Annotated in this window: 19 protein-coding genes, 1 tRNA gene and 5 pseudogenes; 13 read left to right on the top strand and 12 right to left on the bottom strand. The window is 61.9% G+C overall.

What is annotated here, in order from left to right:
* Window positions 1-324: 324 nt before the first annotated feature.
* Window positions 325-396: pseudogene (locus JOH52_RS20910) on the top strand (DUF3606 domain-containing protein); the annotation flags it as partial.
* A gap of 231 nt (window positions 397-627) precedes the next feature.
* On the opposite strand, the pseudogene JOH52_RS20905 reads toward JOH52_RS20910, so the two are convergent.
* A pseudogene (locus JOH52_RS20905) lies at window positions 628-814 on the bottom strand (hypothetical protein).
* Between the two features lie 573 nt (window positions 815-1,387).
* On the opposite strand from JOH52_RS20905, the pseudogene ligD reads away from it, so the two are divergent.
* Window positions 1,388-2,372, top strand: a pseudogene (ligD, locus tag JOH52_RS35925) (non-homologous end-joining DNA ligase).
* A 121-nt stretch (window positions 2,373-2,493) separates the two neighbouring features.
* Here the strand turns inward: ligD and JOH52_RS20885 are convergent.
* The gene (locus JOH52_RS20885; RefSeq protein ID WP_088203802.1) at window positions 2,494-2,829 is read right to left on the bottom strand and encodes a hypothetical protein; all 336 of its coding nucleotides are present in this window, start codon (window positions 2,827-2,829) and stop codon (window positions 2,494-2,496) included.
* A gap of 462 nt (window positions 2,830-3,291) precedes the next feature.
* Between JOH52_RS20885 and JOH52_RS20880 the strand changes: the two genes are divergently transcribed.
* On the top strand, window positions 3,292-4,194 hold the full coding sequence (locus JOH52_RS20880; protein WP_013850476.1) for a hypothetical protein: 903 nt from the start codon (window positions 3,292-3,294) through the stop codon (window positions 4,192-4,194).
* Here JOH52_RS20880 and JOH52_RS36165 read toward each other — a convergent pair.
* Both JOH52_RS36165 and JOH52_RS20875 read right to left on the bottom strand, forming a co-directional pair.
* Window positions 4,191-4,485, bottom strand: a pseudogene (locus JOH52_RS36165) (hypothetical protein). The gene JOH52_RS20880 and the pseudogene JOH52_RS36165 sit on opposite strands and share 4 nt — an antisense overlap.
* A 6-nt stretch (window positions 4,486-4,491) precedes the next feature.
* The gene (locus JOH52_RS20875; RefSeq protein WP_014530255.1) at window positions 4,492-4,683 is read right to left on the bottom strand and encodes a hypothetical protein; all 192 of its coding nucleotides are present in this window, start codon (window positions 4,681-4,683) and stop codon (window positions 4,492-4,494) included.
* 598 nt (window positions 4,684-5,281) lie between these two features.
* Between JOH52_RS20875 and JOH52_RS20870 the strand changes: the two genes are divergently transcribed.
* Window positions 5,282-5,482 (top strand): YlcI/YnfO family protein, encoded by a 201-nt coding sequence (locus JOH52_RS20870; RefSeq protein WP_127518600.1) that lies wholly within the window; start codon window positions 5,282-5,284, stop codon window positions 5,480-5,482.
* 186 nt (window positions 5,483-5,668) lie between these two features.
* Here JOH52_RS20870 and JOH52_RS20865 read toward each other — a convergent pair whose 3' ends face one another.
* The 5 genes from JOH52_RS20865 to xylF all read right to left on the bottom strand — a co-directional run bounded on the left by JOH52_RS20865 (window position 5,669) and on the right by xylF (window position 9,618).
* Window positions 5,669-5,953 (bottom strand): hypothetical protein, encoded by a 285-nt coding sequence (locus JOH52_RS20865; protein ID WP_014530256.1) that lies wholly within the window; start codon window positions 5,951-5,953, stop codon window positions 5,669-5,671.
* A 91-nt stretch (window positions 5,954-6,044) separates the two neighbouring features.
* Window positions 6,045-6,121 (bottom strand) — tRNA-Arg (locus tag JOH52_RS20860).
* A gap of 182 nt (window positions 6,122-6,303) precedes the next feature.
* Window positions 6,304-7,089: an ATP-binding cassette domain-containing protein gene (locus JOH52_RS20855; RefSeq protein WP_003535549.1), complete on the bottom strand. Its 786-nt coding sequence runs from the start codon at window positions 7,087-7,089 to the stop codon at window positions 6,304-6,306.
* Between the two features lie 14 nt (window positions 7,090-7,103).
* Window positions 7,104-8,465: a sugar ABC transporter permease gene (locus tag JOH52_RS20850; protein WP_014530257.1), complete on the bottom strand. Its 1,362-nt coding sequence runs from the start codon at window positions 8,463-8,465 to the stop codon at window positions 7,104-7,106.
* Between the two features lie 115 nt (window positions 8,466-8,580).
* Window positions 8,581-9,618, bottom strand: coding sequence for a D-xylose ABC transporter substrate-binding protein (gene xylF / locus JOH52_RS20845; RefSeq protein ID WP_003535546.1), 1,038 nt, complete (start codon window positions 9,616-9,618; stop codon window positions 8,581-8,583).
* Between the two features lie 384 nt (window positions 9,619-10,002).
* On the opposite strand from xylF, the gene JOH52_RS20840 reads away from it, so the two are divergent.
* Together JOH52_RS20840 and JOH52_RS20835 are read left to right on the top strand one after the other, a co-directional pair.
* Window positions 10,003-11,214: an ROK family transcriptional regulator gene (locus JOH52_RS20840; protein ID WP_014530259.1), complete on the top strand. Its 1,212-nt coding sequence runs from the start codon at window positions 10,003-10,005 to the stop codon at window positions 11,212-11,214.
* A 119-nt stretch (window positions 11,215-11,333) separates the two neighbouring features.
* Window positions 11,334-13,697: pseudogene (locus tag JOH52_RS20835) on the top strand (bifunctional diguanylate cyclase/phosphodiesterase).
* A 63-nt stretch (window positions 13,698-13,760) separates the two neighbouring features.
* Here JOH52_RS20835 and iolG read toward each other — a convergent pair.
* Complete coding sequence (gene iolG, locus JOH52_RS20830) at window positions 13,761-14,753, bottom strand: inositol 2-dehydrogenase (RefSeq protein WP_013850485.1); 993 nt, start codon at window positions 14,751-14,753, stop codon at window positions 13,761-13,763.
* A 669-nt stretch (window positions 14,754-15,422) separates the two neighbouring features.
* Here iolG and JOH52_RS20825 point away from each other — a divergent pair.
* Window positions 15,423-15,665 (top strand): hypothetical protein, encoded by a 243-nt coding sequence (locus JOH52_RS20825; protein ID WP_013850487.1) that lies wholly within the window; start codon window positions 15,423-15,425, stop codon window positions 15,663-15,665.
* 3 nt (window positions 15,666-15,668) lie between these two features.
* On the opposite strand, the gene JOH52_RS20820 is transcribed toward JOH52_RS20825, so the two are convergent.
* Both JOH52_RS20820 and JOH52_RS20815 read right to left on the bottom strand, forming a co-directional pair.
* Complete coding sequence (locus JOH52_RS20820) at window positions 15,669-16,121, bottom strand: hypothetical protein (protein ID WP_013850488.1); 453 nt, start codon at window positions 16,119-16,121, stop codon at window positions 15,669-15,671.
* Between the two features lie 64 nt (window positions 16,122-16,185).
* Window positions 16,186-17,166 (bottom strand): LysR family transcriptional regulator, encoded by a 981-nt coding sequence (locus tag JOH52_RS20815; protein ID WP_013850489.1) that lies wholly within the window; start codon window positions 17,164-17,166, stop codon window positions 16,186-16,188.
* Between the two features lie 274 nt (window positions 17,167-17,440).
* Here JOH52_RS20815 and chvE point away from each other — a divergent pair, with 274 nt between their 5' ends.
* The 6 genes from chvE (at window position 17,441) to araD (ending at window position 25,899) form a co-directional block, all read left to right on the top strand.
* Window positions 17,441-18,508, top strand: a complete 1,068-nt coding sequence (chvE, locus tag JOH52_RS20810; RefSeq protein WP_014530262.1) for a multiple monosaccharide ABC transporter substrate-binding protein — start codon at window positions 17,441-17,443, stop codon at window positions 18,506-18,508.
* A gap of 191 nt (window positions 18,509-18,699) precedes the next feature.
* On the top strand, window positions 18,700-20,235 hold the full coding sequence (mmsA, locus tag JOH52_RS20805) for a multiple monosaccharide ABC transporter ATP-binding protein (RefSeq protein ID WP_003535529.1): 1,536 nt from the start codon (window positions 18,700-18,702) through the stop codon (window positions 20,233-20,235).
* Complete coding sequence (gene mmsB, locus JOH52_RS20800; protein ID WP_003535527.1) at window positions 20,235-21,449, top strand: multiple monosaccharide ABC transporter permease; 1,215 nt, start codon at window positions 20,235-20,237, stop codon at window positions 21,447-21,449. Before mmsA ends, mmsB begins: the two co-directional genes overlap by 1 nt.
* 146 nt (window positions 21,450-21,595) lie before the next feature.
* Entirely contained in the window at window positions 21,596-22,591 is a 996-nt protein-coding gene (araD1, locus tag JOH52_RS20795) for an AraD1 family protein (RefSeq protein WP_014530263.1), read from the top strand.
* Between the two features lie 76 nt (window positions 22,592-22,667).
* Complete coding sequence (locus JOH52_RS20790; RefSeq protein WP_014530264.1) at window positions 22,668-24,101, top strand: aldehyde dehydrogenase family protein; 1,434 nt, start codon at window positions 22,668-22,670, stop codon at window positions 24,099-24,101.
* A gap of 58 nt (window positions 24,102-24,159) precedes the next feature.
* Window positions 24,160-25,899, top strand: a complete 1,740-nt coding sequence (gene araD / locus JOH52_RS20785; protein ID WP_014530265.1) for an L-arabinonate dehydratase — start codon at window positions 24,160-24,162, stop codon at window positions 25,897-25,899.
* Window positions 25,900-26,039: the final 140 nt, after the last annotated feature.

Below are 26,039 nucleotides of genomic sequence, written 5' to 3'. Positions count from 1 at the left end.
ACGCCATCAGGCATGATCGCATCTGGATGCTGATGGTGCTGCAGCATTACGCGACCTCCGCATTGGGGCGAAAGCGCAATGATCTCTCAGTCAGCGGTGCCCGTGTCTTGTGCCGCTGATGGTCCACTATGCTCCCCAGGTATGACACTGGCAAGAAGGCTTGCCTCTCGCTTCATCACGGGAAGCGTAGTCTCAGACCTTCGCCACTCACGAACCAGACTATGGTCCGATACGATCATGCGGCGAGGAAATGTTCACCACTAGCTCGCACCTTGTCTATGAACAATGCGCCCCTATCCTCCTGTTCTTAGATGGAGGAACTACATGGCAGACAATCCGAAGAAGAAAGGCCGCGACCGCGAACTCGTTTCCGAACAGGAGCACGAGGTCGCCTACTAGTATCTTGGCAAGCAAATAGGTGGCCGTGAAATCAACAAACGTCCAAGCTTTCGCCCTTCCGAATTAATCCGGACGTCTTGCTGGACGGGAAAAGCCACTTGGCGAATACTGCATGGCTCCCAGCGCGCTGGAGCATGAAAGGTAACGAGCAAACTTTTCAGCAACAATTTAGAGCAGACCCCGCCACGAGCCACGGGATGTTGGTGGCGGGGTCGCTTGCGACGAAGGTCAATGCCGCGGCTGTGCCTCATGGCGGGAATTCCATTCCGGCCGATGCTCGGAGCAGAACCAGTGCGGCTCGTCGCGGCCGACTGCGAAGCCGAAGCTGCCCCACTTCGTGCAGCCGGGGTGCTCGCAGTAGTGGACAAACGGACCGGCTTGGGATGTGGGGCTTGGCTCCCAGTTCGTCACTCATGTCGATCGCCCCACGGCCGGCGCCAAACTGCTGCTCGAAGGCCTCTTCCCAATTCGGATGGCAGGAGGCGCCGACGTGCTTCAAGGGCTCGAAATGGTATCGCGCCAGAAGTGCGGCCGAGATTATCCGTGCCATCTCCTTGCGCGCGCTTTCTGCTTTCAGCCGGTCGCGGTCACACGCGGCCCGCCGCAGTTCAAGCGGGATCGAGTAGAGCGTTTGCGTAACGAATGGCGTGATCGCCGGAGACCGCAGCACCGTCTCCACATCGAAGATGGCAAAGGCCCCGAAGGATTCGGCAATGCCCTTGGCGAGTTCCTGGACGCCGCGCACCTCAACGGGACGGCGGTACTGGTCGAGGCCGGCGTAGGCCCGCCTTTGGTGCGAAGGCATTACCGCCAGATCGACTTCAATCGCGGTTCCTATCTCATCGGCAAGTGTTCGCATGACGCGCGTCATTCTAGTTTCGCCCCTGATTGATGGAATGGCGCCGCATCGCCGTCGAATGTTCCTAATATGTTCTCTCAGCCGAAAGAGTCAATTCGGCTTTTCGCGGGCCTGTGCGTTAATGGGCTAATGGCCAAGCCATCGTCGAAAACACCGCGCGGCACCTCATCGCCGGACCCGATGCCGGAGCGGGTTGATCCATGTCTGGCGATACTAGTCGTACAAGCCGCCAAAAGGGCCGGACTGGGCCTTTGAGATGGGACGGCTACCGTCTGGCCGTTCACGTGGAGCCGGACAGGGTACGGATAATCACACGCGGCGGCTACGACTGGACGCAGCGCTTTGCTTCAATCGCGGCAGAGGCGCGCCAGCTTGGTTACGAAACCTTAATCCTCGACGACGAGGCGGTTGTCCTTGACGATCAGGGGCGGTCGGATTTCGGCATGCTTCAGCGCGCGCTCGGTAAGCGACCTAGCTTGCATGATCCACGCGAAATCATCTTTTTGCTTTCGACCTTCTCTATGTTGATGGTTGGGACCTGCGCCGACTGCCGCTTCGCGAACGCCGGTGGCTGCTCGACCCGATAGTCGCCGGCCGTGCCGGTGCCATCCGGCTATCGGAAGAGGTGCAGGCTGATGGCGACGAGTTCTTCCGCGTCGCCTGCGCTCACGGCCTCGAAGGCATCATCGCCAAGCACGCCGAGAAGCCCTACCGATCCGGCCGGGGCGAGTGGTGGCAGAAGATAACCTGCAAGCGCCGGGATAGCTTCGTGATCGTGGGATTCGAGCCGTCAACCGTGCCTGGTCATCTCGGCCGGCTTCTGCTTGCCGCGCGGAAGGCCGGGGAGCTCGTCTATGTCGGCGGCTGCGGTACGTGCTGGTCACATGAGCTTTCGCGAGAGCTACGGAAGCTGCTTGAGGGGATGACGACGAAATCTCCAGCAGTCGTCCTGAGGAGGAAGGGAGCCGTCTTCGTCGAGCCGGTCCTGGTCGCCGAGGTCGAGTATTGCGCCTGGACCGACGATGGGAAGCTACGGCATGCGTCGTTCAAGGGGATAAGGTCGAGAGAGGACGAGGCGGCAGTGTTCCAGTTCCCCAAAGGTATCGAGGAATAGGCGTAACTCCGCACGAAATCGTGCCGTGTCCGCTTCACTCCCAGTTACCGTGAGAATACTCGATCAGTGCCGCTCGCACCCATGATGGCGTAGGGCGGCGAAGTCGCAGCATTGTCGGCTGCTACTCGCCCGTTTGGGGGTTTCTTGCTCCTTCGCCCTGCGCTTTCCCCGAGCCTGTCGGACCACTCTCCTTGGAGCCAGGCGCTTCGGCTCCGTTTTGCGGCCCGCCCAACCAATCTTTTGTACCTGCCGTCTTCTTCGCCTGATCACCGGTTCCGGTGGGCGCTACGGCGGTCTGCCCGTTTTGTTGATAACCGGCTTCGGTCTCCCCGCTGGGCTGCTCGGGAGGCTTTCCCCTGCCAGTCCAGGAATTGCTTTTTTCGCCGGCGGCAGCGCCATATTCCGGAGGGTCTTCGATTGTCTTCTTGGCGGGAGGGGTCTTAGAGTTTTCGGTCATGACGATCTCCACTGTTGCGCGTTGTTGGATTGCGTAGGCGAACCCGCTCTGTTGAGCCGGCGTCAGGTCGTCCAGAAGGGTGCGGCGTGGTCGTCTGCTGCATCGATAGTTCGCTGAGCCTGACATTCCTTTCAGTCACGCTCACGAACGTCATGTAGCTATCAGGCTAGCGCATCAAAAACTACCCTGCGTTTTAATGGCCGGCGCCGATTTACTGTCGCAAGTTGCAATTTTAAATCTGGCACCAGCATGGGATTTTCTAGAGGCGAAACGATCAGAGAGCGGGAGGACGAAGCTTGCTCGAGCTGATCTAGACCGCAAGCGGCAAATCCAAAACCGAGTCACGGGGTCGCGAATAGTCCCCGACTGACCTTCCATTGTGATCACTGGGTTGTGCCGGGAACAGTTTCCCGAGTTCATCGTTTGAATGCGATCCGCGTGCTCTCCGGGAGGAATATATCCATGACCGACCCTGTTGCCGCTCATCGTGCCCGCGACCCCGATTACGTTTCTGATCCTTCGGTGAATGCCGCCCTCAACAAAATTTCCTGGGGAGCAGTCTTTGCCGGCATGGTGCTCGCGCTCGCGGTCCAGTTTCTGCTAAATCTTCTGGGTGTCGGGATCGGAGCCGCCGTGATCGATCCGGCGACAACGGACAATCCGGACCCAAGTACGTTTTCCATTGCCGGCGGTCTCTGGTTCGTTGTCTCGGGCATCGTCGCCGCCTTCGTCGGTGGATATGTCGCCAGCCGCGTCTCCGGCCGCCCCAGCAAGGCCACCGGAAGTTACCATGGGCTGACCAGCTGGGCGGTCACGACATTGGTCGTGCTTTATCTGCTAACGACCTCGGTCGGTACTTTGGTCGGTGGCGCCTTCAGCGGTTTAAGCAGCATCATCGGGGGCGTCGGCAAGACTGCCGCAACCGTGACGACTGCCGCCGCCCCGGCCGTTGCCACATCCGTCGATCCGATTGCCGACATCGAGCGGCAGGTCAGAAATGCGACCGGCGGCAACGATCCGGCGGCTCTTCGCGACGCTGCGGTGGCCGCCGTGCGTGCGGCAGTCACCGGCGACGAAGCGACCGCGGAAGAAGCCAGAAATCGCGCCGCTGACGCCATTGCGAAGGCGCAGAATATTCCGGTTGATCAGGCGCGCACCCAAGTTCAACAATACGAGGAAAGCTATAAAGCCTCGGTGGAGCGCGCCAAACAGCAGGCGACCGAAGCCGCCGACACGGCTGCCACCATCGTTTCAAGTGGAGCGCTTCTTGGCTTTGTCTCGCTAGTTCTAGGTGCCGTCGCTGCTTGGTTCGGTGGTGCGTTAGGAACGACGCGAACGGTGGCGCCGACTAACCGGGTGGGCTAGACATCCTTCCCATCCAACACAATCTTCAACGTTCTGATGATGTCGGCCGCCTCCAGGAGGACGTCTCTGGTCCCCGCTGGAGACAGGTCGCGGGGCGCGTGCCGAGGCGACCTGGATATCGATCACAACGTTCAGGGCGCGGTGGCTGCCAGCGACGCCCGTCTGTCTGCTCATCTCGCGGATCGTGTCAACCGACCGGTTGAGCAGCCGCTTCACCTCAAACGGCGTCAGCCTGTCCGCCTCGTTGGCGGCTCTGATAAGCTCGGCGATGAAATGGGTAGTGAGGCACATCGTCACTTATGCCCAGCCGACGTGCTCGCGCTTTGCAAGCTTCAGGAAGAGGCCGAACCAGAAGCGGTGCTCCTCATTGTCCCGGCCGTTGTATGCTTCCAGCGCGCAGTATGCGACAGATGCCGTTGGGTTCTTGCCGTGCTCGGCCACGGCTGCCTCGATGGCGTCTTCTTCCGTTAAGTCCTGCCAGTCGGTCATTTGCTCACGCCCCCAGTCGTGAGGCTAAGACTCGAAGATATTTCACGAAGGCCAAGTGGACAGGTAAGGCGAGCCCCAACTACAGGGCGGTCGGCCGGGCGATGGAAATTCTTGAGGGCCAAATGAGCATCAGTGGCCGGATGAGGGTGACGAACGCACCAGCCGCCACGTCTGAGGTTGGCTGTTAACTCGCCGCGTTTGCACAGTCTCGATGGACGCTCGGTGGTACTAAGGCCGTCTAGCCTTGCCGCTTGGTTTGTCCAAATCCTTGAGTGCCCGGCAAAGCTCCCATGCGGTCTCTTTCTTCATACGCAGGCGGGCAACGATATCCGCTTTTCGGAGGCCTTCTCCGTCCTGTGTGGGCTGCAAAGGAAACTCGGATAATCCCCTCCTCCTCGGCCAGTTCGGTAACGAGGTCCACGTGCAGAGGAGGCTCCCCCTTGTCGAAAAGAATGACCACGTCTTCAGGACGGCTACCAATTCGGATCTTCCCGACGTTCGGCATTACCCAAGCCTCCACCTGGTAAGGTTGAAAGCATAAGAGATATCGCTTATATGCTCAATAAGCGATATCGTTTATACGCAGGGGGAGGTCGGTTTGACTCACTTTCCGATATCGAATAATCCTCGCCGCATGGGGCGGCCACCATTGAAAGTGAAGCCTATTCTTGTGCGGCTGCCGGAGGGCGTGCCCGAGCGAATTGACGCGCTGGTGGGCAAGAACAAGAGAGCAGAATTCATCCGCCAGGCTGTCGAGGCGGAGCTCGATCGTCGCGAAAGGGCCAGTAAGGACGAGTAGCCTCGCGGCGCTCAGACTTCCCAGTTCTCCTTTCCGTCCGGCGCGAATCCGTCGTTGATACATAAGGCTCCGTCGGATGCCGGAAAAATTTTAACCTCCAGCGTCCGCAGGTCGACCTGGACACTGGCGCCTACCTTCTTGGCGGCCCGGAGAATTCGCTCGAGGTCGGCTTGCCTGAACGCGCCCCTACTCATTGCGCTTCAGTGCGGCGAGCCTGAGCCGGGCTGCCTCTTTCGCAGTGATGTTTTGCGGTGTTGCCGTCGAGCTAACCGGAGAAGGAAGCTTGCACCGCTCGACCATGCGCCTGATGGCATTCCGCGTGACGAAGTCTTTGTTCGCGATGCGAAATATTTCCAGATTGCCCTTGCGGGCTTCTGTTCGAAGCGAGGATTTTTTTATCTCACCGCGGAAGAAAAGCTCTGCGGCCTTTGAGAGTGAAATGAGTTCGTCATCTCCGATGTCATTAGACATGAGCTTGTTCTCAGGCGATTGCCGGCGCTTCCTATGTGCTTCCTGCCCTTAACTAGACGTATGCCAAATCTGCCGTAAGTGGTTGAAAGACTGGCGCACCCGACAGGATTCGAACCTGTGACCTTTGGAATCGGAATCCAACACTCTATCCAGCTGAGCTACGGGTGCATCCGTTTGGCGGCAGGGCCGCCGAAGCAGGCTGTGAGCGGTTCTTAGCCTAGCTTGCGCGCCGCTTCAATGGTGATTGACTGAGTTTGCAGCGGAAATTTGCGTTTGGTGTCCGCGCGAAGCGGCTTGCGCGAAGAAAATGCCGCGTCCGTCGACGCGGCATTGGGGGCGTTCGTGTCGCCTCACGCCATCTGCATGGCGCCGGGGCCGGGGATGGCCTTGGGGGGCACCTTGCCCATGATGATCATGCCGAGCACCTCGTCCTTGGTCACGTCCTCGGTGCGGGCGTGGCCGACGACCTGGCCGTTTTTCATGACGGAGACGCGGTCGGCGAGGTCGAAGACGTCGTGGATGTCGTGGCTGATCAGGAAGATGCCGATGCCCTCGCGCTTCAATTGCTTGATGAGCTCGCCCACCTGCGCGGTTTCCTGCGGCCCGAGCGCCGCGGTCGGCTCGTCCATGATCAGGATGCGGGCGTCGAAGAGGATGGCGCGGGCGATCGCCACCGATTGCCGCTGGCCGCCGGAAAGCGCCTTCACCGGCTCCTTGAAGCGCTGGAAGTTGGGGTTGAGCCGGCCCATCACTTCGCGGGCCTTGGCTTCCATCGCCACGTCGTCGAGCGTGCCCCAGGGGGTGCGCAGTTCGCGGCCGAGATAGAGATTGGCGGCGGCGTCGACATTGTCGGCCACGGCGAGCGTCTGGTAGATCGTCTCGATGCCGTATTTCTTGGCGTCGCGCGGATTGTTGATCTCGGCCGGCTCGCCGTTGATCAGGATCTCGCCGGCATCGCGCTTGTAGGCGCCGGAGAGAATCTTGATGAGCGTGGACTTGCCGGCACCGTTATGGCCGAGGAGGGCGACCACCTCGCCGGGGTAGAGATCGACGGAAGCATCGTCCACCGCGTGGATGCCGCCGAAGGAGATGGAAATGTTCTTCATTTCCACGAGCGGAGTGCGTTGTTCAGTCATGTTCGAACTCCTGATTATTTTGCGCGGGCGCGGTAGACGGTGTCGAGCCAGACGGCGGTGACGAGCACGACGCCGACGACGATCCGCTGGAAGGGCGTATCGATCCCCAGAAGGACCATGCCCGACTGCAGGGATTGCATGACGAGCGCGCCGATCATCGCGCCGGCAATGGTGCCGACGCCGCCGGCAAGCGAGGTCCCGCCGATTACTGCGGCCGCGATCGTGTAGAGCTCGTCGAGCTCGCCCTGGGCATTGGTCGCCGCGTTGAGGCGCGCCGTCGAGATGGCCGCTGCGATGGCGCAGAGCACGCCCATCAGCGTGAAGATCTTGACGGTGACCCAGCGCGTCTTGATGCCGGCGAGCTCGGCCGCTTCGGGGTTGCCGCCGAGTGCGAAGACGTAGCGGCCGAAGCGAAGGCGGGTGGCGATGAAGGTCATGACGATGCCGACGACGATCGCGACCAGGACAGGAATGGCAATGCCGTGCGAGATCTGCAGGCCTCCGTCAGGCCAGGCGATGCCGTTCGCATCGGCATATCTGCGGGCGATATTGACCGGCCAGTAATAATGGTTGGCCACGGCGACTGCGCCAAGCACCAGGGCGCAGCCGAGGATCGACAGGAAATATTCGGCCCAGACAGGGCGCAGCGGGAAGCCGAAGCGCTTGCGCTGCTTGCGCGAATTCAAAATGGCGCCGACGATGGCGATACAGGCGAGGAAGCCGACGATCCAGCTTGCCGTCGCGCCGATGGAACCCTCGGTGCCGCCGCCCATGAGACGGAAGGTGGCGTCCATCGGCGCAACCGTCTGGCCGCTCGTCACGAACCAGGTTGCGCCGCGCCAGACCAACAGGCCGCCGAGCGTCACGATGAAAGCGGGAACGTTGAGGAAGGCGATGATCGATCCGTGAAGCGCGCCGATGGCGCCGCCGACCGCGATGCCGCAGGCAAGGGTGATCGCCCAGGTGGCGGGATGGCCGAGGCCGAGATATTGTGGCAGGACCTGCGCCTGCAGGACGCCCATGATCATGCCGCAGAAGCCGAGCACGGAGCCGACCGAGAGGTCGATGTTGCGGGTGACGATGACCAGCACCATGCCGGTCGCCATGACGGCGACGGATGAGGTCTGGACGGTCAGGTTCCACAGGTTGCGCGGTTTCAGGAACAGGCCGTCGAACAGTCCGCCGGTCATCACCTGGAAACCGAGCCATATGATGATCAGCGCGCCGACCATGCCGAGCAGCCGGGTATCGATTTCGGTGGCACGGAAGAAGCGTTTCACCGGGTTTTCGTCCGTCGTGCGGGCGCGGCCGGCCTGCGTGCCCGGTATCTGATCGGCCCGTGTCTGGTTGGCTTTTGTGATCTCGGCCATGGCCATGCCATCCCCCACTTATCTGTCGATGTCGTTCGATCCGCTTCGCACCTTGCAAGAGCGCCGCAACGGTGTGCGTTGCGGCGCTCTTGAAGACCAGAGATCGGCCATTTCGTTGCGGTTATTTGCAGGCAGCAACGTCGCTCTTGGCGCCCTGGCAGGCTTCTTCCTTGGAAATCCAGCCGGCGTCGATGACGACGTTCAGATTGTCCTTGGTGATCGCCAGCGGCGCGAGAAAGACGGACTTCATGGCGACGCCCTTCGGCCCGCCGTTGAAGGTCTGCACGCCTTCGACTTCGTCCATGGTTTTGCCGCCGGCAAGCGCCACGGCGATTTCGGCTGCCTTCTTGCCGAGCTCACGGGAGTCCTTCCAGACCGAAACCGTCTGCGTGCCGAGCGCCACGCGGTTCAGCGCAGCCTTGTCGGCATCCTGGCCGGAAACCGGAACCGAGCCCGCAAGGCCCTGGGCGTCGAGGGCCGCGATCGCGCCGCCGGCAGTGCCGTCGTTGGAGGCCACGACCGCATCGACCTTATTGTCGTTGGCGGTCAGGAACTGCTCCATGTTCTTCTGGGCGTTCTCCGGCTTCCAGCCATCGGTATAGGCTTCGCCGACATTCTTGATCTTACCCGCGTCGATCGCCTCCTTCAGGACTTCCAGCTGCCCGGAGAAGAGGAAATCGGCGTTCGGATCGGCGGAGGAGCCCTTGATGAAAACGAAGTTGCCTTCCGGCTTCTGCTTGAATACCTCGCGCGCCTGAAGGCGGCCGACTTCCTTGTTGTCGAACGTGATATAAAAGGCGTCGGGATTTTCGATGAGGCGATCATAGCCGACGACCGGAATCCCCTCGGCGGCTGCCTTCTCGATCGCCGGGCCGATTGCGTCGGAGTCCTGCGCAAGCACGATGAGCGCGTTGGCGCCCTGGGCGATCAGCGACTCGATGTCGGTGAGCTGCTTGGCGGCGGAAGACTGCGCGTCGGCCGAGATATACTTATCGCCCGAAGCTTCGAGCGCGGCCTTGATGGCGGCCTCGTCGGTCTTCCAGCGCTCTTCCTGGAAATTGGACCAGGAAACGCCGATGACCAGATCCTTGGCGATCGCCGCGGAATGCATGGACGCTATGATGGCAGCCCCCGCCATCAGCTTCAAAATGGATTTCATCCTATCCTCCCAAATGGCCCGGCCGCGCGCACGAACCTCCCGCACGCATCCCCGACGAGCCTCCAGATGCTGCCGCTATCGCGTCGCCGCGTTTTTTCTCGACAGTCGAGAAAATAAATGTCAGAGTTTCCGCAAGCTGTCAACAAGGGCGCCGAAGCGTGTGAATCATTGCCGCAGCGCGTTGAAATCGCTACGGAAACATGAATGCGCCTTGTCTTCTCGGCCGTCAGATGCTTTGGGAGGGGCATGTCTTCGAGGGACCCGCTAACGCTAATGCATGTTTCACTTGATCGCACCGGTTCAGGGATTGAACATGCGGCACCTTGAAGAGCTGCAGCGCGCTTTGAGCGCCTCCTCGGGCGCGCGGCGCTGCAAGGCGAACCGATGCTGACCAAATCCAGCACCGAGCTTGTGCGTCAGCAGAACAGCGCCCTCGTTCTCTCTGCGCTCCGCCGTAAAGGCTCGCTCTCCCATACGGAGATTGCGGCTCAGACGGGTCTTGCCTCGGCGACGATCTCCGTCATCACCGCTGAGCTGGAGCGCTCCGGGATCATCGCCAAGACCGAGCAGCACGTCCAGGGCGGCCGCGGCCGCCCGCGGGTTCTTTTCGAGCCGAGACGCGGCTGCGGCTACGTGATCGTCGTGCGCATTTCCTCCGACGTCGTGCAATACTCGCTTGCGGACTATGGCGGCATCCTGCTCGACCGTTTCGAGGATGCGCGCAGCCATGATCTTCGCGGCACTGCCGCTTTCGGGGAGGTTCTGGCAGCAGCGCTCGAACGCCTGCTCGTCCGCTCGAATATCTCGAAGGACGAGGTGCTTGCCATTTCGATCAGCAGCAAGGGGCTCGTGGCCGGCGGTGGCGCGCGGCTCATCTGGTCGCCGGTTTTCGGCAGCGAGCAACTCGACTTCGTGGAACTGCTCCGGCCCGCCTGGCGCGCGAGGATCATGCTGAGCAACGAGTCGCTGCTGGTGGCGCACGCCCTCGCGGTAAGGGAAGAGGAAAGAGAGAGCGGTTTCCATGCGCTTGCCGCCGTCTCGCTCGGTCACAGCATCGGGCTTGGGCTCGCCAGAAGAGGCAAGTCCGGCGAGCTCGATGTCTCGGCGCCGGATTTCGGTCATATGCTGCATCAGGCGTCCGCGGGGCTTTGCCGCTGCGGCAGCTATGGCTGCATCGAGGCGGCAGCGGGCTTCTACGGGATCCTGCGCACGGCCTTCGAGGTGCCCTCCGACACGATACCGGCGAAGTTCGTGCCGCTTTCGGAGATGGACAAGATCGCCGCGAGCGCGCGCCAGGGGAATCGGATGGGCGGCTATGCCTTCCGCCAGGCCGGCTTGGCGCTCGGAAACGGCATTTCGCGGATGCTCAGTCTCTACGAGCCGATGCCGATCTTCGTGACGGGGCCGGGCACGCGCTATTTCGATCTTCTGGAGAAGGGATTGGAGGAGGGCCTCGCGCATTCGCTGCAGGTCCGCCTGCAGGGCATGCCGCAGATAAGGGTGGTCCCGGACGAGCAGCGGCTTGTTTTCGACGGTCATCTCGATCGGGCCCTCGGTGCGATCGACGGCGACATTGCAGCAGCGGGACATCCGTGAGGCAGCCGGTCTGCCGGGCCGCTGTCGCAGAGTTCCGGCTGACGCGAGTGCTGCGCAGTCTTCAATTTACGGTTATTTAGAGTCTCGTTGCCAAGCTGTCTTCGGCGTGGGGGACGGCGATGTTTTCAGCGATTGCATGCATACGCGATGATCATGACTGGCGCCTGATCGTGGTGGCGGCGGTCGTCTGCCTTGCCGGCAGCGTCGCGACGATGCTGCTTCTCGAGCGCGCCCGGCGCAGCGCAGGCAGTCAGCGGCACCTCTGGATTGCGGTCTGCGCTTTGCCTGCGGCGTCGGCGTATGGTCGACGCATTTCATCGCGATGCTCGCCTATGACGGGGGAATCCCCATCGCCTACGGTGTCGGCGCCACGAGCTTTTCCATCGCGGTCCGCGATCGCGGCGTCCTGGGTTGCCTTTTTGGTCGGCCTGGCTGGAACCTCGCGCCATGCTCCGGCCGTTGGCGGTTTGCTGCTCGGGCTCGGAATTGCCGCCATGCACGTGAGCGGCATGCACGCCATCGAGGTCCAGGGACGGGTCGCATTCGATCCGGAAACGAGTTTCGCCGCCGTTCTTCTCGGCACCTTGATCGCCGGGCTCGCCCTGCATTCGTTTCAGGTGCTGCGCGGCGTGCGCGGCCTCGCCGCATCCATCCTGCTCCTGGTGGCCGCGATATGCGTCCTGCACTTCACGTCGATGAGCGGCGTCGTCCTGATCCCCGACCTGAGCGTCGCGGCAACGCACGTCTTCGATCCGTTCTGGCTGGCGGGCGGCGTCATCGCCGCATCGACCACGCTCATTCTCATGGCCTTCGGCGCTCTCTTCGTCGACAGGCACCTGACGGACCTCAAGGGGCTCGCCAATGCCTCGCTGGAGGGCATGGTGATCCTTCGCGGCGGCGAAGTCATCGAAGTGAACGAACGCTTCGCCACTCTCAGTGGCCGAAAGCCCGCCGAGCTCGTCGGCAGGCAACGGCGGGAGCTGTTCGCCGAGGCGCCCGAAAGACGGAGCTCGAACGACCTCGGGGCCGGAGAGGGGGCAAGCGAGGGAGAGCTCCTTCACGCGGACGGCGGGTACGTGCCCGTCGAAAGGCTCTGCCGAACGATCGAATACAAGGGCCGGCAATGCGACGTGATCTTCGTGCGGGATCTGACGGCGCGCAAGGATGCCGAACGGACGATCGAAAACCTCGCTCACCACGATGCGCTGACGGATCTTTCCAATCGAAGCTCCTTCGACCGCCGCCTGAGGCAGGCCTTGGCCGCCGCCGTTCACCACGATGACGCGCTGGCGGTTCTGTGTCTCGACCTCGATCGCTTCAAGGCCGTGAACGACATTTTCGGCCATGGGGAAGGCGACCGTATTCTCAGGAAGGTGGCCGATATCCTCCGGGCGGCGGCAGGAGAGGCCGACACGATCGCGCGGCTGGGCGGCGACGAGTTCGCCATCGTCCAGACCGGGGCGGCGCAGCCGGAAGCCGCACGACTACTCGCGGACCGTATCCTCAAGCTCTTTTCGGAAGAGATGGATACGCGGCGCGATCCGATGGCGGTCGGCGTCAGCATCGGCGTAGCGATCTGTCCGGGCGACGGCACCACCGCCGAGCGGCTCTACGGCAATGCCGATACGGCACTCTATCGGGCGAAGCAGACCGGCAAGGGCATCGCGTGTTTCTTCGACGCCGAGATGGACGCAGCCGTGCGCACGCGCCGGCAGATCGAAAACGATCTGAGGCACGCGGTCGTCAGGCGGCAGCTCTTCCTCGAATATCAGCCGCTGGTCGACGTGCGGGACGACAGGATCGTCGGCTACGAGGCGCTGTTGCGCTGGCGCCGTCCAGATCGCGGTCTTGTCGGGCCAAATTTGTTCATTCCGATCGCCGAGGAGAGCGGCTCGATCATTCAGATCGGTGAATGGGTGCTGGAAGAGGCCTGCAGTGAGGCGGTGCGTTGGCACGAGCCGCTGCCGGTCTCGGTCAACGTCTCACCGGTACAATTCCTCCTCCCGAACCTTTTCGACCGGATCGAATCCATCCTGATGCGGACCGGGCTGGGAGCGAGGCGGCTCGAACTGGAGATCACCGAAGCCGCGCTGATGCATAACCGCGACGACGTCCTCGCAACTCTTGTCCGGCTGCGTCTCCTTGGCGTCCGGATCGTGATGGACGACTTCGGCACCGGCCACTCCTCGCTCAGCAATCTCCAGACGTTTCCATTCGACAAGCTCAAGATCGACTGCAGCTTCACCGCCTCGCTCGACAAGGATCCGGCAGCCCATGCCATAATTCGCGCGATCATCGCTCTCGGCCACAGTCTCAACCTTCCCGTCGTCACCGAAGGCGTCGAGACCGAGCGGCAGAGACAGATCATCGTCGACGAGGGTTGCCGGCAGATCCAGGGGTTTCTGACCGGCCGGCCCGGGCTGGCGCCGAGCGTGGACGCGGCCTCATCATCCTCCACGATGCCGCATCGGGTAGGGGCTTAACTCGTTATAAGACAAAAAGGCCGGCCAGCGCCCGGCCTTTCTCCACGATAAGGCGGCAGGCCGTCAGGCGATGCTGATCTGGCGCTTTTCCGCAACCGAGCGGACCGCCGCATCGGCGAGCGCCAGCGCGGCAAGGCCGTCGTTGCCCGACGGCGCGATCTCGGCGCCTTTTTCTATTGCGGCTATGAAGCTTTCGATCTCGTTGGCGTAGGCTTCCGTATAGCGCGTCATGAAGAAATCGTGCAGCGGCGGGCGCGTGTAGCCATCGCCGGTCGCGATCTCGATCGAAACGGGGCGCTGGTTTTCAGCGGCGACGGCGCCCTTGGAGCCGTGAACCTCGATACGCTGGTCGTAACCATAGGTGGCGCGGCGCGAGTTCGAGATGATCGCCTGCTTGCCGGATGCCGTCTGCAGGATGACTGAGACGCTGTCATAGTCGCCGGCGTCGCCGATCGCCTTGTCGATGAGCACGGCCGCAGTCGCGGCGACCGAAACGGGCTCCTCGCCGAGGAGGAAACGCGCCATGTCGAAATCATGGATCGTCATGTCCCGGAAGATCCCGCCCGAACGCTTGATGTAGTCGACTGGCGGCGCACCGGGATCGCGCGAGGTGATCGTCACCATCTCGACCTCGCCGATGCGCCCGTCGTCGATCGCCTTGCGCACGGCCATGAAATGCGGGTCGAAGCGGCGGTTGAAGCCAACCATCAGCTTGGCCTTGGTGTCGGACACGACCTTCAGGCAGGCCCTGACGCGCTCGGCGTCGAGATCGATCGGCTTCTCGCAGAAGATTGCCTTGCCGGCACGGGCGAAGCGCTCGATCAGATCGGCATGAGTATCCGTCGGCGTGCAGATCACCACGGCGTCGATGTCGGCGGCAGCTTCGATCGCATCGATCGTCCGGACTTCGCATCCATAGGCGCCGGCGATCGCTTCCGCGGCGGCCGGAAAGGCATCCGCCACCGCGACAAGGCGGGCATCGGCATTGCCGCTGACGGCTTTCGCATGAACCTTGCCGATACGCCCGGCGCCCAGAAGACCAAATCTCACTGTCATCACTGTCGTCCTTGAATTCCGGTTTGCGACCGGGTTGGCACACGATGATTGACGCTCATCGCGCGAAGGCGTCGCGGGGCATCCGCGGAGGAACTGGAATGAAACGGCCAATTGGTGAATACACGGAATATTTATTCCAATCTCCTTGGCGCCGTCAAGTGTCAACCGCCTGGAGCTGGGTAGCAACTACCCATGCGTCCGGAAACCAATGTTCGGCCCAACCTTTTTATGATTGTGATCTAGCAACTCAGAGGCGATCAGGGCTTCTTGTCATCGAGGAACGGCAGGACTTCCAGCCGTTCGGCGAACCTTCGCGAGGCCATGTTTCCCTCCCGTTTAAGATGCGAGGCTGCATCAATGACATCCAACAGGGAAGGGGACTTCATCTCCTTTGTCGACCAGAGACACAAAGGGCCGTACAGCTCGAACGCCTGGTGACAGAGCGACACAACAGAGTCAGGCGCGGCCCCGCGAAGGGCCCCACTACGTCTCGCAAATCTCTTGTCGCAGAAGAAGACATTTCAGCACCCGACTACATACAAAAACATATGCGCTCGGCGCACTTTCCAAAAGTGGCCGAACGCATCGAACCGAAAAGATGTACCTGCTACCTATTTGCAGAAATATGCAGTAGATGAACTTGCCATAAGTCTCCCCAGAGGAACCAGAATGATCAAATTCATCGATCCGGATCATCCCTTCTATCGTCCCTTGTGGATCCGGCTGCTGATCATCCTGTTCTGCGCTGTATGGACGGCGGTGGAGTTCTACGGGGGGCAGGTGATGTGGGGGACGATCTTTCTGGTCGTGACCGCCTATGCGGGCGCGTCCCTCCTCGTCTTTTACCGGCCGAAGGAGGAGAGCCAGAGCAAAGGCGAAACCACCGGCGACACGACCGACGGCACGAACTGACGCTTATCCAGTCACCGTCGGCTTTTCGATTCGCCTCAAAGCCTCGTCGATGAGCATGTTGGCGAGCTTCATGCGCAAGGTCGCATTGAGCCGCGCTTCCACTGGCAGCCTGTCGGGATGATTCGCGGCGGCGAAACGCCTTCGCTTGGCCGCGAGCGTCAGCGCGGTTTCCGCTTCTCCGAGCGCGAGCTCGGAAGCGACTTCCGCAAGGCTGGTGCGCTTGAGATAGTCGGGCATGGAGAAAGGTTCGGATCGCTCATCCGCCGCCAGTGCGCGATAGGCCTGTTCCACGGCGCCCCGGGATGCCCACGCGTGGGCCGAGCTTTCGGCAATGAAGCCCGGCGCCGCGCCGATGACGGTGCCCCGCCATCCGCCCCTTGCCTCGTTCGTTAGCTCTTCGGCCTGCTCGGCCTTGAGCCGCTCGAGCACCGAGTGGAATACCGACATGCCGAACATCAAGTCTCTCCGGGCAGGCACTTGGTTGGCAGGATCTTGCGATATCAAGATTATGCGGACCTGATCACGCCCTGCTCTGCTTCAGGATCAGATCGTAAAGCAGCTTTGCGCTCGGGGGGAGAGCCCGGCCTTCCGCCGTGATCAGCCCATAGGGTTTGATGCGGATCGGAAATTCGGTCGGCAAAATCCGGATCTCGCCGGCTTCCGTGCCGTTGCCCGCCACCAGCCTGGCGACGTCGAGCGCAACCGGAGCGATCGCATTGGTGTTCCGCACGATCGACAGCGTCAGGATGGTCGATGAAGTATTGATGACCGTTGCCGGAAGCCGGACGCCGGCGGAAGCGAAACTGTCTTCGACCGCGCGTCGAAGCAGTGTACCGGGCGGCTGGAACACCCAGTCGTAGGCCGGGAGGTCGTGGGCGCTGGCTGACGCCTTGTCCAACAGCGGGTGGCCCTCCCGGACGATGAGGCAGACCTCCTCGAAACCGATTTCGACCAGGTTGAACAGCCGCGGATTGAGGTCGTCGGGGATCCGCCCGACGATGAAATCGTGCCGCGCCGCCAGAAGCTCCCGCGTCAGCACGTTGCTGTTGTCGATCTGCACGTTGATCTCGATCCCGGGATAGGCCGTCGACACCTGGCGGATCGCCGGCACTGCGAGATTGAGTCCCGGGCCGGTGACCGATCCGAGCGAGACCGATCCGCCGCTGCCGGTCTTCAGCTCGTTGATCTCGCGCGCAGCCTCGCGCAACTCGAGAAAGATGGTGCGGGCCCGGCGCGCCAGGGCCTCGCCGTAGCGGGTCAGTTCGACGCCGCGCGCCACCCGCTCGCAGATCGGCGCCTTCACGATCGCTTCGATCTCCGCGAGCATGCGCGATGCCGCCGGCTGCGAAATCCCGAGCGAATCGGCCGCGGCGCTGATGCGCCGATGGTCGTCGATCGCCAGGATGAGCCGCAAGTGGTTGATCTTCAATCCGGAGCGGAAAAGCCCCGTTTCCAGCAGTTCTCCTGTGAGCCCGGCTGCATTCTGCCTGCCATCGAGCATCGCATTCGGTTCCGTTTTCAAGAGTTTCAAAAATCACACTCTTTTAGAGTGGTATATCAATTTTGATATGCATGCAAAGCGATATTGTATTTGACAGTTATGGCAATTGATTCCAGTTTCCCAGCATATGCGCCAGCGCATGCGGGAGTATGATAAGACGGGGAGGGCTTCCTTTATCTTGAACCACCGCCGGGGGGTCACGCTCCGCGACGGTGATCGCTGCGCATAGACGGAGGCCCCGCGCCTGCCGGTTCAACACTCAGGGAGAGATCTGATGAAATTCTTTACTTCGCTTCTCGCGGCTGCGGCGATCACGGTCGCCGGCTTCGCTGCGCCGGCAGTCGCCCAGGAAAAGGGCATGGTCGGCATCTCCATGCCCACCAAGACGTCGACGCGCTGGATTTCCGACGGCGAGACCATGGAGAAGCTGTTCAAGGAGGCCGGCTATGCGCCGGACCTGCAGTTCGCCGACGATGACATTCCGAACCAGTTGGCGCAGATCGAGAACATGGTGACCAAGGGCGCGAAGGTCCTCGTCATCGGCGCCATCGACGGCACGACGCTCTCCGACATCCTGCAGAAGGCTGCCGATGCCGGCGTCAAGGTCATCGCCTACGACCGCCTGATCCGCGATTCCGGCAATGTCGACTACTACGCCACCTTCGACAACTTCCAGGTCGGCGTGCTGCAGGCGACATCGCTCGTCGAGGGTCTGAAGCTCGACAGTGCCACCGAGCCGAAGAACGTCGAACTTTTCGGCGGCTCGCCGGACGACAACAACGCCTTCTTTTTCTACGACGGCGCGATGTCCGTCCTGCAACCTCTGATCGACAGCGGCAAGATCGTCGTCAAGTCCGGCCAGATGGGCATGGACCAGGTCGGCACGCTGCGCTGGGATGGCGCCGTGGCTCAGGCCCGAATGGAAAACCTTCTGTCGTCCGCGTATACCGATGCGAAGGTCGATGGCGTTCTGTCGCCCTATGACGGTCTGTCGATCGGCATCATCTCGGCTCTGAAGGGCGTCGGTTACGGCTCCGGCGACATGCCGATGCCGATCGTCACCGGTCAGGACGCCGAACTGCCGTCGGTCAAGTCGATCCTCGCCGGCGAACAGTATTCCACGGTCTTCAAGGACACCCGTGAACTGGCCAAGGTCACCGTCAACATGGTCAACGCGATCATGGATGGCAAGGAGCCGGAGGTCAACGACACGAAGACCTATGAAAACGGCGTCAAGGTCGTTCCGTCCTACCTCCTGAAGCCCGTTTCCGTCGACAAGTCCAACGCCAAGGACGTTCTCGTCGGTTCCGGCTACTACACGGAAGATCAGCTCAACAACTGATGCGGCGAACCGGGAGGGTGCGCGACACGCTCGCGCACCCTCTTAATCCAGGCGGCATGCGTCTCGTGGCAATGTCGCTGTAGCACTTTGGCCCGCCGCGTGGTTTTATTTCGTATCGGAGCCGGTCGAAACAACCGCGCAGCACGGGAGAGCGCCTGCAGTCTCTCCCACTGCAGCTGGAATGGCTGAGTATGGACAATATCATTCTTGAAATGCGGGGCATTACGAAGACGTTTCCGGGCGTCAAGGCCCTGGACAATGTCTCGTTCAAGGTCCGCGAAGGCGAGATCCACGCGCTTGTCGGGGAAAACGGCGCCGGCAAGTCGACCTTGATGAAGGTGCTGAGCGGAGTCTATCCGGCCGGCACCTATGAGGGCGAGATCCATTACGACGGCGAGCTTCGCCAGTTCAGCACGATCTCGGACAGCGAAGAGCTCGGCATCATCATCATCCATCAGGAACTGGCGCTCGTTCCGCTGCTTTCGATCGCCGAGAACATCTTTCTCGGCAACGAGGTGGCCGAAAAGGGCGTGATCCACTGGCCGCAGACCTTTGCCCGCACCCAGGAGCTCCTGAAGAAAGTGGGCCTGAACGAGTCCCCCGCGACGCTGATCACCGATATCGGCGTCGGCAAGCAGCAGCTGGTGGAGATTGCCAAGGCGCTTTCGAAGAAAGTCCGCCTGCTGATCCTCGACGAGCCGACCGCATCCCTCAACGAAAACGACTCCGACGCGCTTTTGAAGCTGCTCATGGAGTTCCGCAGCCAGGGCATGACGTCGATCATCATCTCTCACAAGCTCAACGAGATTAAGAAGGTTGCCGACCAGATCACCATCCTGCGCGATGGCGGAACGGTAGAGACGCTCGACTGTCACAAGGAAGACATCAGCGAGGACCGGATCATCAACGGCATGGTCGGCCGGGCCATGGAAGACCGCTATCCGCCGCGTGAACCGAAGATCGGTGACACGCTGCTCGAGGTGAAGAACTGGAACGTCTACCATCAGCATCACCGCGACCGGCAGTTCCTGCATGACGTCAGCTTCAAGGTTCGCGCCGGCGAGGTCGTCGGCATCGCCGGGCTGATGGGCGCCGGCCGCACCGAGACGGCGATGAGCGTTTTCGGCAAGTCCTGGGGCCACAAGATCACCGGCGAGGTGACGATGCATGGCCGGCCGGTGGACGTGAGCACGATTCCCAAGGCCATCAAGGCAGGTCTTGCCTATGTAACGGAGGACCGCAAGCAGCTCGGCCTCGTGCTGATCAACAACATCATGCACAACACCACGCTCGCCAATCTGCATGCGGTCGCATCGAACGGCGTCATCGACGAGCGCAAGGAACGGAAGGTCGCCGCCGAATATCGCTCGAAGCTCCGCATCCGTTCCCATTCGATCTATCAGGAGACGGTCAACCTCTCTGGCGGGAACCAGCAGAAGGTCGTCCTGTCCAAGTGGCTGTTCACCAATCCCGAAGTCCTCATACTCGATGAGCCGACGCGCGGTATCGACATCGGCGCGAAGTATGAGATCTACACCATCATCAACCAGCTCGCGGCCGAGGGCAAAGGCATCCTGATGATCTCGTCGGAGATGCCGGAGCTGCTCGGGACCTGCGATCGCATCTATGTCATGAACGAGGGGCGCATGGTGGCCGAGCTTTCCAAGGAGGAAGCAAGCCAGGAATCGATCATGCGCGCCATCATGCGTTCAGGGGAGAAACACTAATGGTCGCCGATACGAGCACCGAAACCACCAAACCGTCGATCGGTGACTACCTCAGGAACAACATTCGCGAATACGGCCTGCTGGTCGCGCTCGTCATCATCATGCTGTTCTTCCAGTTCGTCACCAACGGCGTCCTCTTCAGGCCCGTCAACATCACGAACCTGGTGCTGCAGAACTCGTTCATCGTCATCATGGCGCTGGGCATGCTGCTGATCATCGTTGCCGGGCACATCGATCTGTCGGTCGGCTCCATCGTGGCCTTCATCGGCGCGATTTCGGCGATCATGCTCGTCAAATGGGGCTTGCCTGCCTTTGTGGTCATTCCCGCCTGCCTGATCGTGGGCGGTATCATGGGCGCGGCGCAGGGCTACTGGGTCGCCTATCAGAAGATCCCTTCCTTCATCGTCACGCTCGCCGGCATGCTGGTGTTCCGGGGAATGACCTATGTGGTCCTCGGCGGCCGTCCGATCGGACCGTTTCCGAAGGACTTCCAGATACTGTCGACCGGATTCGTTCCCGACTTTCTTTACTTCCTCAGCCCGAGCCCGGAGACGATCAAGAACATGGTCGCCCTGGTCGCCGTGCTGTTGCTCGTCGGCTATGCGATCTTTGCCGGGGTTCGCAATCGCCGGATCAACGAGCAGCACGGCACGGAGAACGAGCCGTTCGTCTTCTTCGCGATCCAGATGGCGGTCATCAGCCTGGTGGCACTGTTCCTCGGCTTCCAGCTTTCGACCTATCGGGGCCTGCCCAACGTCCTAGTCGTCATGGGCGTGCTGATCGCCGTCTACACCTTCGTCACCACGCGTTCGACGATCGGCCGCCGGATATACGCGATGGGCGGCAACGAGAAGGCGACCAAGCTCTCCGGCATCAATACCGAACGGCTGACCTTCTACGCCTTCGTGAACATGGGCGCGCTCGCGGCGCTTGCCGGCATGATCATCACGGCCCGTCTGAACTCGGCGACCCCGAAAGCCGGCGTCGGCTTCGAGCTCGACGTGATCGCGGCCTGCTTCATCGGCGGTGCGTCCGCCTCGGGTGGCGTCGGCAAGATTACCGGCGCGGTGATCGGCGCTTTCATCATGGGCGTCATGAACAACGGCATGTCCATCATGGGCATCGGCATCGACTACCAGCAATTGATCAAGGGCCTCGTGCTGCTCGCAGCCGTGTTCTTCGACGTCTACAACAAGAACAAGGGCAAGGGCTGACCGGCTTCCGCTCGGCCCCCGATGATCGCAACAGAAAAACGCGGCATGTTTGCCGTAACTGGGTGGCGTGAGCCACTCTCGGGCGAAGCGCTGCTTTTCCGCAAGGAAAGGCATCGTGGAAGCCAATTCATCAGGAAGGACAGAACGTGCTGATTTCTCAGGTCAGGAAAGAAGACGGTTCGGTTATCGTCGCCGTGCGTGCCCCGGGCGAGACGGCGCGTGCCGTCAGGGGAGCGGAGAGCGTCTATGCTCTGGCGATGGAAGCGGCCAATAGCGGCCGGAGCCTCAGGGACGTCGTCGACGCCAAGGGCTTTGGCGAAACGATCGATCTCGAGGAAGCCTATTCCCAGGGGCGGCTGCTTTCGCCGATCACGCATCCCGATCCCGCCCACCTGCATCTGACGGGGACCGGGCTCACGCATCTTGGCTCCGCTGCAACGCGCGACGCGATGCACAAGAAGGCGACGGAAGCGACCGAGGAAACGCTGACCGACTCTATGAAGATGTTCCGCATGGGCCTCGAAGGCGGTAAGCCGAAGTCCGGTGAGAAAGGCGTGCAGCCGGAATGGTTCTACAAGGGCAACGGCACCACGGCTGTGGCCCCGGGCGAGCCGCTCGTGTCTCCGTCCTTCGCGGAGGATGGCGGCGAGGAGCCCGAAATGGCCGGCATCTATGTGATCTCCGACAAGGGCGTCCCCTTCCGGCTCGGCTTTGCGGTTGCCAACGAGTTCTCAGATCACAAGACCGAGCGGGTCAATTATCTGTGGCTCGCACATTCGAAGCTCCGGCAGGCGAGCTTCGGGCCGGAAATCCGCATCGGCGCGGCTCCCGAGGATATTCGCGGGGCATCGCGCATCCTTCGCGGCGGCAAGGTGCTGTGGGAGAAGCCTTTCCTTTCCGGTGAGGCGAACATGTCGCACAGCTTCGCCAATCTCGAATATCACCATTTCAAATACGGACTCTTCCGCGCACCGGGAGACATCCACGTCCACATGTTCGGCACGGCGACGCTCTCTTTCGGTGACGGCATCCGCACGGAGGAGGGAGACGTATTCGAAATCGAAGCCAAGGAATTCGGCCTGCCCCTGCGCAATCCGCTGGCGATCGCGGCGGAGGAAGAGGTCGCTGTCCATCAGCTCTGACATATCTCCAATGGCAAGCCCGAGGCCGTGAACCATCACGGCCGCTTGCGGCAAGAAGACAAGGAGGCTGAAGCCCATGACACTTCACCAGAACCTGATCGCCGGCGAATGGGTCGGCGGAGACGGCGTTGCGAACATCAATCCGTCGAACACCGATGATGTCGTCGGAGAATATGCACGCGCGAGCGCCGAAGACGCGAAAGCCGCGATCGCGGCGGCAAAGGCTGCCTTTCCCGCGTGGTCGCGCTCCGGCATTCTCGAGCGCCATGCGATCCTGAAGAAGACCGCCGACGAGATCCTGGCGCGCAAGGACGAGCTGGGACGCCTTCTCTCGCGCGAAGAGGGCAAGACGCTCGCCGAGGGTATCGGCGAGACGGTCCGCGCCGGCCAGATCTTCGAGTTCTTCGCCGGCGAGACCCTGCGTCTTGCGGGTGAGGTCGTCCCGTCGGTCCGGCCGGGGATCGGCGTCGAGATAACCCGCGAGCCGGCCGGCGTCGTCGGCATCATCACGCCTTGGAATTTCCCGATCGCCATTCCCGCCTGGAAGCTCGCCCCGGCGCTTTGCTACGGCAACACCATTGTCTTCAAGCCGGCCGAGCTCGTTCCGGGCTGTTCGTGGGCGATCGTCGACATCCTCCACCGGGCGGGTCTGCCGAAGGGCGTGTTGAACCTCGTCATGGGCAAGGGCTCGGTCGTCGGCCAGGCGATGCTCGACAGTCCGGACGTCCAGGCGATCACCTTCACCGGCTCGACCGCGACCGGAAAGCGGGTCGCCGTCGCCTCGGTCGAACATAACCGCAAGTACCAGCTGGAGATGGGCGGCAAGAACCCGTTCGTCGTGCTCGACGATGCCGATCTCGCCGTCGCCGTCGAAGCGGCGGTCAACTCAGCTTTCTTCTCGACCGGCCAGCGCTGCACCGCCTCGTCGCGGATCATCGTCACCGAAGGCATCCATGACCGGTTCGTCGCCGCCATGGGCGAGCGGATCAAGGGTCTCGTCGTCGACGACGCGCTGAAGCCCGGCACCCATATCGGACCGGTGGTCGATCAGAGCCAGCTCAACCAGGACACCGACTATATCGCCATCGGCAAACAGGAAGGCGCCAAGCTTGCCTTCGGCGGGGAGGTGATCTCGCGCGACACGCCCGGCTTCTATCTGCAGCCGGCGCTGTTCACCGAGGCGACCAACGAGATGCGCATCTCGCGCGAGGAAATCTTCGGGCCGGTCGCGGCCGTCATCCGCGTCAAGGACTACGACGAGGCGCTCGCCGTCGCCAACGACACGCCGTTCGGCCTGTCTTCGGGCATCGCCACCACCAGCCTAAAGCATGCGACGCACTTCAAGCGCAATGCCGAGGCCGGCATGGTGATGGTCAACCTGCCGACGGCGGGCGTCGATTTCCACGTGCCGTTTGGCGGCCGCAAGGCTTCCTCTTACGGCCCTCGTGAGCAGGGCAAATACGCCGCAGAGTTCTACACCAACGTCAAGACAGCCTACACGCTTGCCTGAAGAAAACAGGGCGTAAAGCCGGCGTGTCCAGCCCGCGCAGGGCGCAAGGAAGGAAGAAATGAAGAAGAAAGCTGAGTGGCCGCGCAAGCTCCGTTCGCAGGAGTGGTTCGGCGGTACTGGCAAGAATGCCATCATGCATCGCTCCTGGATGAAGAACCAGGGGCTTCCCGCCGACACCTTCGACGGGCGGCCGATCATCGGCATCTGTAACACCTGGTCGGAACTCACGCCGTGCAATGCGCATCTGCGCGACCTCGCTGAGCGCGTGAAGCGCGGGGTTTACGAGGCGGGAGGCTTCCCGGTGGAATTCCCGGTCTTCTCGACCGGTGAGAGCACGCTACGCCCGACGGCGATGATGTTCCGCAACCTGGCGGCGATGGATGTCGAGGAATCGATCCGCGGCAATCCGGTCGATGGCGTCGTCCTGCTCGGCGGCTGCGACAAGACTACGCCCAGCCTGTTGATGGGTGCGGCAAGCGTCGACATTCCGGCGATCGTCGTCTCCGGCGGCCCCATGCTCAATGGAAAGTGGCGCGGCAAGGACGTCGGGTCCGGCACGGCGATCTGGCAGTTTTCCGAAATGGTGAAGTCCGGCGAGATGTCGCTTGAGGAGTTCATGGACGCCGAGCAGGGCATGGCCCGTTCCGCGGGAAGCTGTATGACCATGGGCACGGCCTCGACCATGGCGTCGATGGCCGAAGCGCTAGGCATGACGCTTTCGGGCAATGCGGCCATTCCCGCGGTCGATGCGCGCCGCCGGGTGATTTCGCAGCTTACCGGCCGTCGCATTGTCGAGATGGTCAAGGAGGACTTGAAGCCCTCCGATATCCTGACCAAGGAGGCCTTCGAAAACGCCATCCGCGTTAACGGCGCCGTCGGCGGCTCGACCAATGCGGTCCTGCATCTGCTCGCGCTTGCGGGCCGTGTCGGCGTCGATCTTTCGCTGGACGATTGGGACAGACTCGGCCGCGATGTGCCGACCATCGTCAACCTCCAGCCTTCCGGCAAATATCTGATGGAGGAGTTCTATTATGCCGGCGGTCTGCCGGTCGTGATTAAGGCGGTCGCGGAGATGGGCCTCCTGCACAATGACGCCATCACCGTCAGCGGCGACACGATCTGGAACGACGTCAAGGGCGTCGTGAACTACAACGAGGACGTAATCCTGCCGCGGGAAAAGGCGCTGACGAAATCGGGCGGCATCGCCGTCCTGCGCGGCAATCTGGCGCCGCGCGGTGCTGTTCTGAAACCTTCGGCCGCTTCGCCGCACCTTATGCAGCACAAGGGCCGTGCGGTCGTATTCGAAAGCATTGAGGACTATCACGCACGCATCAACCGTGAGGATCTCGACATCGACGAGACCTGCATCATGGTACTGAAATATTGCGGCCCCAAAGGCTATCCGGGCATGGCCGAGGTCGGCAATATGGGCCTGCCGCCGAAGGTCCTGAAGAAGGGCATCACCGACATGATCCGTATTTCGGATGCTCGCATGTCGGGTACGGCCTACGGCACCGTCATCCTTCATACCGCGCCGGAAGCCGCGGAAGGCGGACCCCTGGCGCTCGTCGAGAATGGCGACCTGATCGAGGTTGACATCCCGAATCGCACGCTGCATCTCCATGTCTCCGACGAGGAACTTGCACGACGCCGTGCGTCCTGGGTATCGCCGGTAAAACCGCCCACGGGCGGTTATGGCGGCCTCTATATCAAGACCGTGATGCAGGCTGACGCCGGCGCCGATCTGGACTTCCTAGTCGGCGCGCGCGGATCGGTGGTCGAGCGCGACAGCCACTGATGCCGTGAACCCGGGGAGCCGTCGGGTACGGAATCTCTCCGCGACGTCATCACCAGACGGGGCAGTCGCATACTGCCCCGCCTTGAAAAGTTGTATGCTCTACGCCAGTTCGTGAAACTTGTTCGCGTGTTGGGAATTTT

Origin of the sequence: Sinorhizobium meliloti, from assembly GCF_017876815.1 — a bacterium.
Lineage (GTDB): Bacteria > Pseudomonadota > Alphaproteobacteria > Rhizobiales > Rhizobiaceae > Sinorhizobium > Sinorhizobium meliloti.
Note: the sequence above shows the minus strand (reverse complement) of the source record. Positions and strands in the feature narration are given on the sequence as shown.